Consider the following 15,823-nt stretch of genomic DNA (forward strand, 5'->3'; position numbering starts at 1 on the left):
ACTTTCCACCTTTAATATACTGTCTGTTTATAGAGGAACCCTTCATCAAATGGACGATGTTCCGGCTGAATATCTTCTATAGGGTCTACGAGCATAAATTTTTCGTCTTCATATACTTCAGGGTCTTGGTTGTATAAATCTAATGCTTGTCTATATTGTTCAGTGCAAATATTAATATATGTCTCAGAGTGTAATAGTCCATCTATTTTAATTGAATCTATTTTGGCTTCCAATAAAGGTGTCAACTCTTCCAGTAAACATATATCATTGGGTGACATAATATGTGTTCCATTATAATCCTCATAGACAGGATAAAGATTATCACGTTCTTCATCATAAAGTAATAATTCCTTATCGTTGTGGTCTCTTTTAATTTTCATTTGTCTATCTTGAAAAGTATAATAATTTCCTAACAGCATACGTTTCGACTGAAACATACAAGTCATACCATGAACTTGTACTTCAATCTCTACATCTGCATTACGCTTAATATTTAATATCTCTTCCAAGTTAAGTTCACGAGCTAACACTGCTCGTTTTGCACCTTTACCTCCCCAGTAATTACATTGAAAGTAGTTTGTAACTAAAGTTTCTGCGTCCCAGTTTAAAGGAATAGGATCTTGTTGTTCTTTCACATACATTACAACTGCTGGATCTCCAAAAATAATTCGATCTACACGTAATTCATGTAAGAAATCAATATAATCCTTCAAAGCAGGTAAGTGATAATTGTGAAAGATACCATTTACAGCTACGTATGCTTTTTTATTGTGTTTATGTATAAGCGAGACTGCTTGAGACAACTGTTCACGGTTAAATTCCCCGGCAACCCTTAGCCCAAATTTTTGTTCGCCTAACACGAAAGCATCTGCACCTCTGTCTATAAGGTCCTCGATGTGAGAGAGTGATTTAGGTGTAACCAATAATTCAGTCATCTAATTGCTCCTTTTTAATAGAAATTGCAAGGCCGTCATCAATATTTAAAAAGTGTGTATTAAAATTATTATTGTTCATCAACCACTTATTATAATCTTGAATTTTTTTTACCATTCGCCTTAGATTGCGAGATTGCACATTTTCAATATTTGCTACGTGTCCATGGTAGAGTATATTGTCAGTGACTACGAGACCATTCTCGCCAAGGAGAGGAGTATATAGTTCAAAGAACTTACGAGTTTGTGCTTTAGCAGCATCTATGAAAAGCATATCAAAATTATAGTTTTTTAAACGATCAAACTGTTCTCGTGCATCCCCATCAATTAGAGTAATTTGATGTTCATAACCATAGTACTTAATATTATTCTTCGCGGCTTGCAGCATATCTTTATCTCTTTCGATAGTAGTAACATGTATTTTTGAAGATAAAGAAGCAAACTGCATAGCGCTATAACCTATGGCTGTCCCTATTTCTAAGATCGATTTAGGCTGATGAATTCGAATAAGTTGCTTGATAGTTTCGAGAGAGATCTTATCAACGATTGGAACGTGATGTTTTTCAGCATAGGAGCGCAGTTCTTCAATTGTTATATTATTATTTTCCATCAATTTCAAGATATAATCTTGATTCTTGTCCATAGTATCTCTTCCTTATTGTCATATTTACCACAATAATAATCAGTGAACCCCTGAGCAAAGTAGTGCATAACCGAGTTTAACTTGAAATAGTTTACCATAAATTAGCTTAAAGTTTAAGCGTGATAACTAAAAAGCCAGCACCTAGTCGAAGACCTAAAGTAAATTTCTCAGGCTTGAACGACTATGAAGTGCTGGCTGAATGGTTTGCAGTCCTGTTTATAATAGGATTGGGCGCTATTAAGAAATCATACCTGCTATCATTAACTGTAGAAAAAACATTTCATCTTAATTCTTACTACCTCACAGTAGCTATAATTATTAAACACTTAATGAGATCAATATATTATTCTTCATCATTCATTTCTGTGTTAACTATCTCTTCAATCATGCTCCATTCTTCTTCTGTTTCCACCGGTAAGAACTTGCCACCTTCACCGTCTTCATCTGGTTCGTTAATCATCGGTATTAATTCAATCATATCGTCATCATCAGATTCAGCGCCTTCTTCAGCTAAAATGACATATTCTTTTTTATACTCTGGATGGAAAAATTCTAAAATTTTGCGATATAAAACTTCATTTCCTTCTTCATCATATAAAGTTAATAGCTCTTCGTCACTATTTACGTGTAATTCTGCTTCTTTATTATGATCAGCCATTAATTATTCTCCTTTTTCATTGTATAGAATCTAAATAACCTTGCAATATAAATACTGCAGCCATTTTATCTATTACTTTTTTTCTTTTTTGTCTAGAAAGATCCGCTTCTAGTAAAGATTTCTCAGCAGCCATTGTACTTAAACGCTCATCCCACATCTTAATTTCAAGCGTAGGAAGCGCTTCTTGAAGCTTATCCTTGTAATGTAATGAAGCTTCACCTCTAAAGCCAATTGAGTTATTCATATTTTTGGGCAAGCCAATGATAACAGTACCTACATTTTCTCTATTAATTATATCTACTAACTTATCAATACCTAAATCTTCATTTTCCTCATCTATACGAAGTGTGTCTAAGCCTTGGGCAGTCCAACCCATCAAATCACTAATTGCAACGCCAACCGTTTTACTACCAACATCCAGTCCTATGATTTTTTGCTTAAGCATTTACTAAACTTGTGAATGTTCTTGTAAATAATTTGAAACGAGTTCTTCCATGATGTCATCACGATCGATGCGTCGAATTTGATTTCTCGCTTCATTGTGACGGGGGATATAAGCAGGATCTCCTGACAGCAAATAGCCGACAATTTGGTTGACAGGGTTATAACCACGTTCTTGTAAAGTGGTATATACATTTTGCAACACAGACTTAACATCTTCTTTTGGAATTTCATCGTAACTAAATTTCATCGTTTTGTCGAAGTTTTCCATTTTTAGACACTCCTTCAGATTAGTATAGAGATTAATTACATTCTCTATTCTAGCATGAGGTTATAGATAAGTTATAGCTCTTTAATATAATTTTTAATAAAACGTAAAGATTCTGTTATGTTTTCTGGTTGAGTCCCCCCACCTTGAGCCATATCAGGACGACCTCCTCCATTACCACCTACTACTGGAGCCATTTCTTTGATAATATTACCAGCTTTAACTTGATTCGTTAGGTCTTTTGGAACTGTAGCAATAAGAGACACTTTACCATTCACATTACTTACTAAAATAATTATAGTATCTTGTAATTTAGATTTGAAATCATCCATAACTTCTCGAATTGCTTTTGGATTAGATACTTCAACCTCAGTTGCGAACACTTTGAACCCGTTAATTTCTTCTACTTGTTCTGTAATATCACCCATTTTAAGTCTTGTAAGTTCCTTATTGAATTGATCAACCCTTTTAGTTAGGACTTTTTCATCGTGAATCAGTTGGTCTACTTTATCTTCGATTTGATTGTCATCTTTAACTTTAACTTTAGATTTTACTGAATTAAATTTATCTTGAATATCTTGAAGATATAAAAATGCAGCCTTCCCTGTGACAGCCTCTAATCGACGTACACCTGCGCCTGTACCTGATTCACTAATTATTTTAAAGAGTCCAATTTCTGCGGTATTAGTTACGTGAATTCCTCCACACAACTCTATTGAGAAAGGCGCCATATTCACTACTCTAACGATATCGCCGTATTTTTCACCAAATAAGGCCATCGCCCCCATTTGCTTCGCTTCCTCAAGAGGCATTTCTTGTATAACAACATTTATATTTTCCCATATTTTTTCATTAACGAGGCTTTCAACTTTTCTAACTTCTTCATCACTCATTGGCCCGAAATGAGAAAAATCAAAACGCATATAATCTGAAGCTACTAAAGAACCTGCTTGATTAACATGTTCTCCTAATATTTCCTTAAGTGCTGCGTGCAATAGATGTGTAGCGCTGTGATTTTTCTTAATAGCTTGTCGCTCATTATGATTTATAGATGCGGATACTTTTTCGCCAACTTGGACTGTACCAAATTGAACTTCACCTTGATGTAAATTTTGGCCATTTGGAGCTTTAGTAACCTCAGTAACTTTAATTTCAAAGTTCTCATTACTTACTATTCCTTCGTCGGCTACTTGTCCACCGCTAACAGCGTAGAATGGAGTTTCTTTGAGGATGAAATATATAGTTTCTCCAGCTTCAACTCGCTTAACAGCCTTACCGTTATGTACGATATCAGTAAGTGTTGTTATTTTATCTTCCACTTCGTATCCTACAAAGTCACTCTGTGTAGTTATTTTTTTAAGAACTTCACTTTGTACTTGCATTGAATCTGAACTTTGCCGAGCTTGACGAGCACGATCACGTTGCTTACTCATTTCGCGGTCAAATCCATCCATATCTATTGTTAAATATTGTTGTGAAGCTATCTCCTCTGTTAACTCAATAGGGAACCCATAAGTATCGTAAAGTTTAAAGGCATCTTCGCCACTAATCTCATCATTATCCTCTTTCGCTTTATCGACTAAGTTATTTAGGATTGCCATGCCCTCTTCTAATGTTTCATGGAATCTCTTTTCTTCTGATCTTACCACACGTTTAATAAAATCTGATTTTTCTTTGACATTAGGGTAGTAAGGTTCCATTATCTGTGCAACAATATCTACTAATTTAAACATAAATGGTTCGTTTATTTCTAGAGATTGACTAAAGCGGACGGCTCTTCTTAGTAGACGTCTTAATACGTAACCTCGTCCCTCATTTGCAGGCAATGCTCCATCAGCTATAGCGAAGGATATCGTTCTTATATGATCTGCTATAATTTTAAAAGCCACATCATAGTTATCTTTTTCTAAATAATTTTTACCTGATATAACTTCAACTTCTTTAATAATCGGCATAAATAAATCTGTTTCATAATTAGTTCTAACATTTTGTGAAATGGAAGCCATACGTTCTAACCCCATTCCAGTATCAATATTTTTATTAGGTAAAGGCGTATAAGTATGATCTTTGTTATGGTTAAACTCGCTAAATACTAAATTCCAGACTTCGAGATATCGTTCGTTTTCTCCACCAGGATACATCTCTTCTGCAGGATCGTTCTGACCGTAGTCAGAGCCGCGATCATAGAAAATTTCTGTATTAGGACCAGACGGACCTTCTCCGATATCCCAGAAGTTGCCTTCGATACGAATAATACGGCTTTCCTCTAAACCTATATCCTCATGCCACAAGCTATACGCCTCGGTATCTTCTGGATGTATAGTTACATACAAGCGTTCTTTTTCCATTCCCATCCATTTATCGCTCGTTAAAAATTCCCATGCGAATTCAATTGCTTCTTTTTTAAAATAATTACCAATTGAGAAATTACCAAGCATTTCAAAAAAAGTATGGTGTCGAGCGGTGAATCCTACGTTTTCAATATCGTTCGTACGAATAGCTTTTTGAGAGTTCACTATTCGTGGTTTTTTAGGAATTTCACGGCCATCAAAGTATTTCTTTAAAGTAGCTACCCCAGAGTTAATCCATAGCAATGAATCGTCATCTATTGGAACCAATGACGCCGATGGTTCTATCATATGGCCTTGTTCCACAAAGTAATCAAGAAACTTTTGTCTAATTTCACTCGCCTTTAAATTCTTCATTATATTTCCTCCATTAAAGTTATTTCTATAATTAAGCTAAATAAGTTAAAAACGTTCATCCTCAAGGGACGAACGTTTCGCGGTACCACCCTAGTTATAAAATGATATATCGACAATTGACAACTTAATCATTTTATCACTCAAACAAGGTTATTCAATCTAACATAAAGGAGCGTTCGCACAAGCTAGCTGTACCTTGCAGCAACCGATACATCTCTATAGATTAGCATGTGTTACTTATCTTTATGCGTTTACCTTTATTGTATTGACTTTCATTTTTAAAGTCAATCACTCTTTTATAAAATCATACGGCGTAACTTCTCCCATATTGATCATAGGATCTATTTTAAATAGAGTCTCTTCGCTCAGTTCAATCATCTGAGCTGAAGCGCTGTCATTCTGTGCATTTAGATCGCTCGCATTTGAATTAAATGGTTCATCCTCAGAAGAATGATCTTTATCAAAATAAATTTTAAGTATAGAACACAAATGGGTCATTCTGTTCTGTCCTTGAGTATTGAGACCTAACTCAAATGCTTCTGGATCTCCTAAAAATATGAGAGATTGTTTAGCCCTTGTCAGACCAGTATACAAAATAGGTCGTTGTAACATACGATAATATTGTTTGACCATCGGCATGATCACAATCGGGAACTCAGAGCCCTGTGATTTATGAATAGAAGTGCAATAAGCATGTGTCAACTCAATTAAATCTTGACGCGTAAAAATTATTTCATTACCGTCAAAATCTACTATTATAATATCTTTATCTAATTCATTTTCACGTGCCCAGAAGACCCCCACTATAACTCCAATATCACCATTAAATATATTATCATTCGGTCGATTAACGAGCTGAAGAACTTTATCACCTTTACGAAATTTAACCTCTCCAAATTCTATTTCGCGTTTGTCATCATCTTTCGGATTCAATATATCTTGTAAAACTTTATTTAACTTTTTAATGCCTGCTGAACCTTTATACATAGGTGCAAGGACTTGAATATCACTCATATCATAACCTTTAGTGACTGCGCTTTGCGCTACTTTTTCGACAATCGACGGAATTTGATCTGGATGGCATTGTATAAAGTTACGGTCATGATACTTCTGAGTAATATCAATTTGTTGACCTAACTTAATCCGATGTGCTAATTCGATAATGCTTGAACCATCTTGTTGTCGGTAAACCTCAGTTAAATTAACTCTTGGAAGCACTTTAGATTCAATTAGATCTTTGAAAACCTGACCTGGTCCTACTGATGGAAGTTGGTCTTCATCACCTACAAAAAGTATTTGAGCATCGATAGGCACCGCATTCATGAATTGATGAAACAACCAAGTATCAACCATGGACATCTCATCAATTATAATCAGGCTAGCATTAATTTCATTATCTAGTAGATCTTCAGGTTTGGTCTCTTGATTCCACCCGATTAAGCGGTGGATCGTCATTGCTTCTAGCTGCGTAGCTTCAGAGAGACGCTTTGAAGCACGTCCTGTAGGGGCAGCAAGAACTACGGGATAGTCACTTTCATCGTAGTCATCATAATCGAGCGATAGACCATGTACCTTGGCATAAAGTTCGACAATACCTTTTATCACCGTAGTCTTACCCGTCCCAGGCCCCCCCGTTAAGAGCATCGTTTTGGAGTTTATAAATGTTTCCAGAGCTTCTTTTTGAGAGGAAGCATAATTAACACCTTGAGCTTCTTCTATTTCCCCTATGTGTATTTGTAAGTCTGATTTCTCAAATTGTTGTAGTTGCTCGACGTATGTATAATTGCGAAACAAATTCTGGCCACTTTTTAATTCAGAGTAATACAGACTAGGGACAGAAATTTCATTATCTTGTTCTATGACTTTACCTTCTTCAACAAGTTCCCTCATCATCTGAATAATTTGATCCTCATTAACAGTTTCTTCGGGTGGCTTTGACAACATTGAAATAGATGTTTCTATTACAAATGGGACAGTTAAGTACGTGTGTCCTTGCTTAATACATTCTTCTTCTAACACGTACAATATACCGGCTTTTAAACGTTCGTTATCATCAAATGAAATACCTAGGTTTCTCGCTAATGTATCCGCTTTATTAAAACCGATACCTTTTACATCATAAACTAAGTCATAGGGATGCTTTTCAATTTGTTCTAACGTGTCCCCTTTGTAGGTCTGATAAATATTCATAGCTAGTTTAGGTCCAAAACCTAGATCATGTAAGCGCACAATGATTTGCTCAGTTTCTTGGTTAGCATATACTTGATCTGCTATCTGTTTTTGCTTCTTCTTAGACAAACTAGGGACTTTTTCTAACACTGTAGCATCCTCTAGAATATCACTAATAGCATTTTCACCGAGTTTATTCACTATTTTTTGAGCTGTTTTCTTTCCAATCCCTTTAAAAAGTTCACTCGATAAATAATTTATAATTGCTTCTTTAGTTTGAGGCAATTCTTTGTGAAAAGTTTCAGCTTTTAATTGTTTACCGTATTTAGGATGTGAGACGATTTGACCTTTAAAAGTATAGATATCTCCTTCGACGATATCTGGAAAGAAACCTATTACAGTAGCCATTTCTTCTAAATCTTCGTTAGTTTCAATAGTCTCAACTTTTATGACAGTGTAGAAATTTTCTTTATTTTGAAATAGTATGGCTTCTACTGTACCCTTAATCATCGAATAATTAAAAAGTGTGTTGTCGGTCAAAATTTACGCCTCCTCCCTAGGTTATAATTGCTTAAACGTTTGTAACGCATGTTGACTCATATGATGATCAGGACTTATATCTATTGCTTTCTTGAAATACCTCATCGCTTCTTCTTTGTTCTCAGTTAACATATAATGTGCTAACCCTTTGTTATATAAAGCATCAACGTGATCAGATTGTTCATTTAACACTTTATCTAATTGATTTACTGCTTGTTCATACATTTCAAGATGACACAGCACTAAACCATATTGAAAATGTACCTCTACATCTTTATCGTCATCTAATTCTGCTGCACGCATGAGATAGGGTAATGCTTCTTTGTGAGCACTAAGTTGGTTGAAAGACATACCAATCATGTAATTCACATCAACTTGATGGACATGAGGTAGTTGCAAAGCTTGTTGGTATAATTTAATAGCTTCATTATAACGCCCTTCGTTATAATATATGTTCGCTAAATTATAGAAGACTGCACTATTTTCAGAATCTAATGTTAGTGCCCGTTGAAAGAATTTTTCAGCTTTTTCTACTTCTCCTGCTTCAGCTATAAGTATGCCTGCATTGATATAGTTCTCTACTTCTTTAGGACGTCTTTCAATATTGTTAAATAAAGCCTGAAGTGCTTGTTCAACTTCTCCCTTTTTAATCAAGTCGTAAATCTGTTCTTGTTCCACTAAACTACCCTCTTTTCTTATCACTATTATTATAATTATTTTACTAATAAATCTAAAGAAAGGGAGACAAGACTCATTATTATTTTAATATGCGTACAAGCCTAGCTCCCTTTATTTAAGTTTAGTTTCGATATTTAAATAACATAGTTTAATTGACCGCTTTCCTTAAAGACCTCGTCTATGGTAGCACCACCTAGACAAACCTCGCCTTCATATAATACTACAGCTTGCCCTGGTGTAATCGCTCGCACTGGCTCATTAAATGACACGCGAATGCTGTTTGGCGATACTTGCTGAACAAACACTTCAGTATCTTTTTGACGATATCTAAATTTAGCTGTACATTTGAAACCATTTTTGATATCAACCGGGTTAACAAATGAGACATCAGAAGCGATGAGATAATCACTATATAGCGCTTCATTGTGGAACCCTTGACCTACGTAGAGAACATTATCTTGTAAGTTCTTACCTACTACAAACCATGGATCCCCGTCACCTCCAATACCTAGACCGTGACGCTGTCCTATTGTGTAATACATCAATCCACTATGCTTCCCTTTTAACTCTCCGTCGAGTGTACGCATGTCTCCTGCTTGAGCGGGCAAGTATTGAGATAGGAAGTCTTTAAAGTTTCTTTCACCTATAAAGCATATTCCCGTGGAGTCTTTCTTTTTAGCTGTAGCTAGGCCTTGTTCTTCTGCGATACGTCGCACTTCCTTTTTGTCCATATTTCCAATCGGAAACATAACATGAGAGAGCTGTTCTTGAGAAAGTTGATTTAAAAAATATGTTTGATCTTTATTGTTATCAATGCCTCGAAGCATCTCTACACGTCCATTGTCATTTCTACGTACTCGAGCGTAATGTCCCGTGGCGACATAATCAGCACCTAGTTTGAGCGCATGATCTAAAAAGGCTTTAAATTTAATTTCTTTATTACACATAACATCTGGATTAGGCGTGCGCCCTTTTTTATATTCATCAAGAAAATAAGTGAATACTTTATCCCAATATTCTTGCTCAAAATTCACAGCGTAATAAGGAATATCTATCTGATTACACACTGCTATAACATCATTATAATCTTCAGTTGCTGTACATACACCATTCTCATCGGTATCATCCCAGTTTTTCATAAATATTCCTATTACATCATAACCTTGTTCTTTGAGAAGATGAGCAGTTACAGAGCTGTCAACACCACCCGACATACCGACTATTACTCTTGTATCACTTCTGTTCAACTATGCTTCCTCCTTTTTAAAACGGTGATATATTTTGTGAATTTCTGCTACAACCTGCTTAACTTCTGTCTCTGTTGTTTGCTCATTAAAACTAAAACGAACTGAATGAAACGCACGGTTCTTATCATACATTGAAGTTATTACGTGTGAAGGATCCGTTGAACCAGCTGTGCAAGCAGATCCTGATGAAACATATATATTTGCTAAATCTAAAAGTGTAAGCATGGTCTCCACATCAATGAATGGAAAATAAAGATTGACGATGTGACCAGTGGTTTCGGTCATCGAACCATTAAGTTCAAAAGGTATTGACCGTTCTTGTAAAGATACTAGAAGTTGATTCTTTAGCGTCATTAAATGAAGGTTATTTTCATCTATCTGGCTTGATACATTTTTAATAGCTTGGGCTAAGCCGATAATTTGAGGAAGATTTTCAGTTCCTGCTCTTCTTTTGACTTCTTGTTCTCCACCTAACTGATTATAGTGAATTGGAGTGTCAGTCTTTACTAGCAGAGCCCCTATCCCTTTAGGACCACCGAATTTATGACCTGTGATACTCATCGTGTCGATGTTTAGTTCATGGAAATCAATAGGTAAATGACCTATGGCTTGAACAGCATCCACGTGAAGAAGAATATTTTTATCTTGCAGAATATAATCGATATCATACATAGGTTGCACAGTACCTACTTCATTATTTACAAACATAATAGAAACTAATATAGTCTCGTCTGTAATAGCATTTTTCAACTGCTCTAAATCGATGATGCCCGCTTTATTCACATCGAGATAAGTGACTTCAAACCCTTCTTTTTCAAGTTGTTCAAATACATGTAAGACAGAATGATGTTCTATTTTAGTAGTAATTAAATGTCTACCTCTGTGTTGATTAGCATAAGCGATACCTTTGATAGCAGTATTATTGGATTCTGTTGCGCCACTAGTGAATATGACTTCATTAGGCTGTGCTCCTAATGAAGTTGCTACAGTCCTACGAGATTCATCTAAGAATTTTCTAGCGTCCCTGCCAATACTGTGAATTGATGAAGGATTTCCATAATGATTTTCATAAATATCTATCATTTGAGTTAGCACTTCTGGTTTTATTGGGGTAGTGGCGGCGTAATCAAGATAAATTCCCATGTCTGTAACACTCCAATCATTAATCTTAACGCTATAATGATAGCACCTAAAAATTTAAATTTCTACCTACCTGTTTATGAAAAGTAAATCATTTGAGCGTTTCTCTACTAGTGTCAAAATTGAGCTGTTAGAATATGTGTACATATATAAGTATAGGAGGACAAGTATGTCTAATATGAAACTGTCGGCATTGAATCTAGTTCCAATTCGTGAAGGACAAACAGATAAAGATGCTTTAGAGGATATGGTGGAACTGGCACAACATCTCGATCACCTCAATTATGAACGTTATTGGATCGCTGAGCATCACAACGCCCCTAATTTAGTCAGTTCTGCTACAGCTCTACTCATTCAACGAACGTTAGAGCATACTAAAAAGATACGTGTTGGCTCTGGTGGTATCATGTTACCTAACCATTCTCCCCTCGTTGTAGCTGAACAGTTTGGAACGATGGAAACTCTATTCCCTAACCGTGTAGACCTCGGTCTAGGAAGAGCTCCAGGTACTGATATGATGACAGCTAGCGCTCTCCGCCGTGATCAGCACAACGGTGTTTATGAGTTCCCAGAAGATGTAGCTCAACTTGAAACGTACTTTGGTCCTGCTAAGCAACAAGCATATGTAAGGGCTTATCCAGCTGTCGGTAAAAAAGTCCCACTTTATATATTAGGTTCTTCAACTGATTCTGCTCATCTTGCTGCACGAAAAGGATTGCCATATGTGTTTGCCGGACACTTCGCACCTCAACAAATGAAAGAAGCGCTTGAAATTTATAAAGAGCTGTTTGAACCCTCAGACTATCTTGATAAACCGTATGTGATCGTTTGTTTAAATGCGATTGTGGCAGAAACAGATGACTTAGCTAAGTATTTAGCTTCAACGCAAGCACAAGTGATGGTTAGTATCCTACGGGGCCGTATGCAACCTGTTCAACCACCAACTGATAATTTACAGGAGATACTTACACCTAGAGAGTACGCTATGGTAGAAGAAAGATTTAAACACTCGCTCATTGGTTCTGAAGCAACTGTAAGAGAACAATTCGAGCAATTTAAATCATATTATGGAGAAATCGATGAATTGATGGCTGTAAGTTATATCTATGATCGAAACGCGCAAGATGAATCTTATCGCCGACTGCATAACATTTTTAGTTCATAATATGTAAAAGAAGGGAGCGGGGCAGAAATCTTTTTTCAAATTAGATTTCTGTCCCGCTCCCTTATATTAACGACTTTATTTATCGTCTTTTTTATCTTCGCCAGTCACTGAATCGATTTTATCGCTTACTTCTTTAGCTTTATCATTATCAGTGTCTTTTAATTTGTCAGAAACATCTTTAGCTGCATCTTTTGCTTTATCTAAGAAATTTTCACTCATGGAAAAAACTCCTTCCTCAAATTAAAAGTTATTTTTTCAATTTATCGATTGCTTCATTCACTTTGTCTTTAGCATTTTCGACAAATTCTTTGGCCTTTCCAGATGCTTTATCTTCTTTGCCAGAATTCTCAAGATCTTTATTATCTGTAGCGTTGCCTACAGTTTCTTTGATGTTACCTTTAGCTTGTTCGAATTTATTCTCATTGGCCATAATTATGTTCCTCCTTAGATGATGTATTTAAATTATACCACCTTTACTTGTCCTTAAACATCTATATTAAATTTTTTAAGCAAGATTAAATATAGAACATATAGCCATCTAAATTATTAGTTTCTCTATACTCTGCTAAATATTTTAAAGTAGTATTATCTAATACATCTCTTACTGCATCTCTCATGCGAATCCACAGTTGTTTTTGAGCTGGTGGTTCAGATTCAATACTTTCAACAAAAGTTATGGGTCCTTCCAATAGACGAATAATATCACCAGCAGTTATTTCTTCTGCTGCAACACGTAATTGATAACCGCCTTTGGCACCACGCACACTTCGAATTAAACCAGCGTTTCTTAACGGCCCTACAAGTTGTTCTAAATAAAGATCACTCAAGTTATTTTCCTCAGCTATTGTCTTGAGTGAAACACACCCTTGACCTTCTTTTTTAGCAAGGGAAATCATTAATGTTAGCCCGTATCTACCCTTAGTTGATATTTTCATATTTATACCTCGCTTAATTCAAATACTGTTTATTACTATTATTTTACCATTTCCTAATTATTATAACATTTCAATCCCTTAAGTGGCTTCTATTTTTATAAAATAACAGTGAAATCAAAATAATAAACATACTATTAAGTTTCTTAATCATCTAGTATAGTGTATCTCTGTATCATACTCAAATGATAATTGGATAATAAGAGATCACTTTAACCGAAACAATTATGTTAGAATTTAAGCGAGAAAGGTGTGAGAAATATGGCAAGGGAACCTCTAGCCTATAGAATGAGGCCAAAAAATATTGATGAGATCATTTCGCAACAACATCTTGTTGGAGATAAAGGTATTATTCGACGCATGGTCAATACTAAGCAGCTATCATCGATGATCTTATACGGCCCACCAGGCATCGGCAAGACGAGTATCGCAAAAGCTATAGCGGGAAGCACTAATTATAAATTTAGACAATTAAATGCAGTGACAAATTCAAAGAAAGATATGCAAATGATCGTCGATGAGGCAAAAATGTCTGGTCGAGTCATCTTATTGTTAGATGAAATCCATCGTTTAGATAAGGCGAAACAAGATTTCCTATTACCTCATCTAGAGGATGGTAAAATTGTATTAATTGGTGCTACAACTTCTAATCCTTATCATGCAATCAACCCTGCAATACGTTCTCGAGCACAAATTTTTGAACTCTATCCATTAAATCATGAACATATTTATCAGGCATTAGAAAGAGCTTTAGAGGATTCAGAGCGAGGTCTTAAAGAGTACCAACCACAAGTTGATAGTGAAGCGTTAGATTATTTTGCTACCCAAAGTCAAGGGGATGTGCGTAGCGCTCTAAACGCTTTAGAATTAGCTGTACTCAGTAGTGAGGTTAAAGACGACCACCGCCACATCACTATTGACGATGCTGAAGATTGTTTACAAAGAGGAGCATTCTTGAGTGATAAGGATGGAGATATGCATTACGATGTTATGAGTGCGTTTCAAAAATCGATTCGGGGCAGTGATGTGAATGCTGCATTACACTACCTTGCTCGTTTAATCGAAGCTGGAGATTTGCCTACAATAACGAGACGACTTCTTGTTATCAGTTACGAAGATATCGGTTTAGCATCTCCCAGTGCGGGCCAACGGACACTTGCTGCTATCGAATCTGCAGAGAGATTAGGTTTACCTGAAGCTAGAATTCCTCTAAGTCAAGCGGTTATTGAACTAAGTTTATCTCCTAAATCTAACTCAGGAATTAAAGCAGTTGATGCTGCATTAAGTGATATTCGAAACGGCCAGGTCGGTCAAATTCCTAATTATCTTCGTGATGGGCATTATACCGGTGCAAAACAATTAGGACGTGCGCAGGGATATAAATATCCTCACGATCATCAAGGTGGCTTTGTACCTCAACAATATTTACCCACTAAACTTAAAAACAGAATATATTATGAGCCGAAAACTACGTCGAAAGCAGAACAACAATTTAAATCGGTTTATGATAACCTCTTATCTGCTCAACAAAATTTATAAATAATAAACTGGGAGTCGAACAGCGTTTCATTATCTAACTCCCAGTTAAATACGAATTTTAACTGACTCATCTGTAGAAAATTATAACTACCCTCTCCTACTCATTTACTTCTCTATAGATTTATCGTAAATATTAAGATGCGATAAATACACTTGCACTCAGTCTCTTCCTATCAACTCTTCCTAAAAACAATTGTATCAATCCTGTAAACATTCAACTTTTTACGCATTATAAATATGACACCCCTCCACCTATTGTATATTTAAGATTGAGACATAAAGTTTCTGTGCTATAGGAAACCGATTAACGACGTTCCACAAGCAGGATTTTCAACAGAAACGCTCACGATTCGGGAGCGGGACAGAAATCTAATTTGAATAAAAATTTTCGTAGTCCCGCCCCCGGCAAAGATGACTAGAATTGAAAAATCTTGATACAAGCGCGTTTTCAAACCAGTCACCTACTGCCGAGATGTTGAAGGGAGCGGGACAGAAATCTAATTTGAACAAAAAGATTTCGTAGTCCCGCCCCGGCAAGGATGACTAGAATTAAAAAAGCTTGATACAAGTGCATTTTCAAATCAGTCATCTACTGCCAAGATGCTGAAAGAGGGAGCGGGACAGAAATCTAATTTGAATAAAAAGATTTCGTAGTCCCGCCCCGGCAAGGATGACTAGAATTAAAAAAAGCTTGATACAAGCGCATTTTTAAATCAGTCATCTACTGCCAAGATGCTGAAAGAGGGAGCGGGACAGAAATCTAATT

Annotated in this window: 15 protein-coding genes; 2 read left to right on the plus strand and 13 right to left on the minus strand. The window is 35.9% G+C overall.

Features of this window, described 5'->3' with window-relative positions:
* Nucleotides 1-11 precede the first annotated feature (11 nt).
* From N9R04_RS07115 to N9R04_RS07160, 10 genes are all read right to left on the minus strand, one after another.
* Nucleotides 12-935, minus strand: a complete 924-nt coding sequence (locus tag N9R04_RS07115) for a peptidase U32 family protein (RefSeq protein ID WP_262856014.1) — start codon at nucleotides 933-935, stop codon at nucleotides 12-14.
* The gene (locus tag N9R04_RS07120) at nucleotides 928-1,575 is read right to left on the minus strand and encodes an O-methyltransferase (protein ID WP_262856015.1); all 648 of its coding nucleotides are present in this window, start codon (nucleotides 1,573-1,575) and stop codon (nucleotides 928-930) included. The genes N9R04_RS07115 and N9R04_RS07120 overlap by 8 nt, the downstream gene beginning before the upstream one ends.
* A gap of 343 nt (nucleotides 1,576-1,918) precedes the next feature.
* Nucleotides 1,919-2,233 (minus strand): DUF1292 domain-containing protein, encoded by a 315-nt coding sequence (locus N9R04_RS07125; protein WP_262856016.1) that lies wholly within the window; start codon nucleotides 2,231-2,233, stop codon nucleotides 1,919-1,921.
* A 16-nt stretch (nucleotides 2,234-2,249) separates the two neighbouring features.
* Nucleotides 2,250-2,678: a Holliday junction resolvase RuvX gene (gene ruvX, locus N9R04_RS07130; protein WP_262856017.1), complete on the minus strand. Its 429-nt coding sequence runs from the start codon at nucleotides 2,676-2,678 to the stop codon at nucleotides 2,250-2,252.
* Nucleotides 2,679-2,681: 3 nt separating this feature from the next.
* The gene (locus N9R04_RS07135; RefSeq protein ID WP_262856018.1) at nucleotides 2,682-2,945 is read right to left on the minus strand and encodes an IreB family regulatory phosphoprotein; all 264 of its coding nucleotides are present in this window, start codon (nucleotides 2,943-2,945) and stop codon (nucleotides 2,682-2,684) included.
* Nucleotides 2,946-3,016: 71 nt separating this feature from the next.
* The gene (gene alaS, locus N9R04_RS07140) at nucleotides 3,017-5,647 is read right to left on the minus strand and encodes an alanine--tRNA ligase (protein ID WP_262856019.1); all 2,631 of its coding nucleotides are present in this window, start codon (nucleotides 5,645-5,647) and stop codon (nucleotides 3,017-3,019) included.
* A 288-nt stretch (nucleotides 5,648-5,935) separates the two neighbouring features.
* Nucleotides 5,936-8,356: an SF1B family DNA helicase RecD2 gene (recD2, locus tag N9R04_RS07145; protein WP_262856020.1), complete on the minus strand. Its 2,421-nt coding sequence runs from the start codon at nucleotides 8,354-8,356 to the stop codon at nucleotides 5,936-5,938.
* 21 nt (nucleotides 8,357-8,377) lie between these two features.
* On the minus strand, nucleotides 8,378-9,034 hold the full coding sequence (locus N9R04_RS07150; RefSeq protein WP_262856021.1) for a tetratricopeptide repeat protein: 657 nt from the start codon (nucleotides 9,032-9,034) through the stop codon (nucleotides 8,378-8,380).
* Nucleotides 9,035-9,168: 134 nt separating this feature from the next.
* Nucleotides 9,169-10,281, minus strand: a complete 1,113-nt coding sequence (gene mnmA / locus N9R04_RS07155) for a tRNA 2-thiouridine(34) synthase MnmA (RefSeq protein ID WP_262856022.1) — start codon at nucleotides 10,279-10,281, stop codon at nucleotides 9,169-9,171.
* A complete protein-coding gene (locus tag N9R04_RS07160; protein ID WP_262856023.1) occupies nucleotides 10,282-11,424 on the minus strand; it encodes a cysteine desulfurase family protein in 1,143 nt (380 codons plus the stop codon).
* Between the two features lie 166 nt (nucleotides 11,425-11,590).
* Between N9R04_RS07160 and N9R04_RS07165 the strand changes: the two genes are divergently transcribed.
* The gene (locus tag N9R04_RS07165; RefSeq protein ID WP_262856024.1) at nucleotides 11,591-12,586 is read left to right on the plus strand and encodes an LLM class flavin-dependent oxidoreductase; all 996 of its coding nucleotides are present in this window, start codon (nucleotides 11,591-11,593) and stop codon (nucleotides 12,584-12,586) included.
* 75 nt (nucleotides 12,587-12,661) lie between these two features.
* On the opposite strand, the gene N9R04_RS07170 is transcribed toward N9R04_RS07165, so the two are convergent.
* The 3 genes from N9R04_RS07170 to cymR form a co-directional block, all read right to left on the minus strand.
* Entirely contained in the window at nucleotides 12,662-12,805 is a 144-nt protein-coding gene (locus N9R04_RS07170) for a hypothetical protein (protein WP_262856025.1), read from the minus strand.
* Between the two features lie 28 nt (nucleotides 12,806-12,833).
* Nucleotides 12,834-13,016 (minus strand): CsbD family protein, encoded by a 183-nt coding sequence (locus N9R04_RS07175; RefSeq protein WP_262856027.1) that lies wholly within the window; start codon nucleotides 13,014-13,016, stop codon nucleotides 12,834-12,836.
* An 85-nt stretch (nucleotides 13,017-13,101) separates the two neighbouring features.
* Complete coding sequence (gene cymR, locus N9R04_RS07180; RefSeq protein ID WP_262856028.1) at nucleotides 13,102-13,521, minus strand: cysteine metabolism transcriptional regulator CymR; 420 nt, start codon at nucleotides 13,519-13,521, stop codon at nucleotides 13,102-13,104.
* A gap of 258 nt (nucleotides 13,522-13,779) precedes the next feature.
* On the opposite strand from cymR, the gene N9R04_RS07185 reads away from it, so the two are divergent.
* Nucleotides 13,780-15,057 (plus strand): replication-associated recombination protein A, encoded by a 1,278-nt coding sequence (locus tag N9R04_RS07185; RefSeq protein ID WP_262856029.1) that lies wholly within the window; start codon nucleotides 13,780-13,782, stop codon nucleotides 15,055-15,057.
* The last annotated feature ends 766 nt before the right edge of the window (nucleotides 15,058-15,823 follow it).

Origin of the sequence: Staphylococcus marylandisciuri (assembly GCF_025519785.1) — a bacterium.
Classification (GTDB): Bacteria; Bacillota; Bacilli; order Staphylococcales; family Staphylococcaceae; genus Staphylococcus; species Staphylococcus marylandisciuri.

What these genes read in the sequence shown, in the direction of transcription:
- N9R04_RS07175 (WP_262856027.1), bottom strand. Translation starts at nt 13,016, where the DNA reads ATGGCCAATGAGAATAAATTCGAACAAGCTAAAGGTAACATCAAAGAA.
- N9R04_RS07170 (WP_262856025.1), bottom strand. Translation starts at nt 12,805, where the DNA reads ATGAGTGAAAATTTCTTAGATAAAGCAAAAGATGCAGCTAAAGATGTT.
- alaS (WP_262856019.1), bottom strand. Translation starts at nt 5,647, where the DNA reads ATGAAGAATTTAAAGGCGAGTGAAATTAGACAAAAGTTTCTTGATTAC.
- cymR (WP_262856028.1), bottom strand. Translation starts at nt 13,521, where the DNA reads ATGAAAATATCAACTAAGGGTAGATACGGGCTAACATTAATGATTTCC.
- N9R04_RS07120 (WP_262856015.1), bottom strand. Translation starts at nt 1,575, where the DNA reads ATGGACAAGAATCAAGATTATATCTTGAAATTGATGGAAAATAATAAT.
- N9R04_RS07135 (WP_262856018.1), bottom strand. Translation starts at nt 2,945, where the DNA reads ATGGAAAACTTCGACAAAACGATGAAATTTAGTTACGATGAAATTCCA.
- N9R04_RS07160 (WP_262856023.1), bottom strand. Translation starts at nt 11,424, where the DNA reads ATGGGAATTTATCTTGATTACGCCGCCACTACCCCAATAAAACCAGAA.
- N9R04_RS07185 (WP_262856029.1), top strand. Translation starts at nt 13,780, where the DNA reads ATGGCAAGGGAACCTCTAGCCTATAGAATGAGGCCAAAAAATATTGAT.
- N9R04_RS07115 (WP_262856014.1), bottom strand. Translation starts at nt 935, where the DNA reads ATGACTGAATTATTGGTTACACCTAAATCACTCTCTCACATCGAGGAC.
- N9R04_RS07125 (WP_262856016.1), bottom strand. Translation starts at nt 2,233, where the DNA reads ATGGCTGATCATAATAAAGAAGCAGAATTACACGTAAATAGTGACGAA.
- ruvX (WP_262856017.1), bottom strand. Translation starts at nt 2,678, where the DNA reads ATGCTTAAGCAAAAAATCATAGGACTGGATGTTGGTAGTAAAACGGTT.
- N9R04_RS07165 (WP_262856024.1), top strand. Translation starts at nt 11,591, where the DNA reads ATGTCTAATATGAAACTGTCGGCATTGAATCTAGTTCCAATTCGTGAA.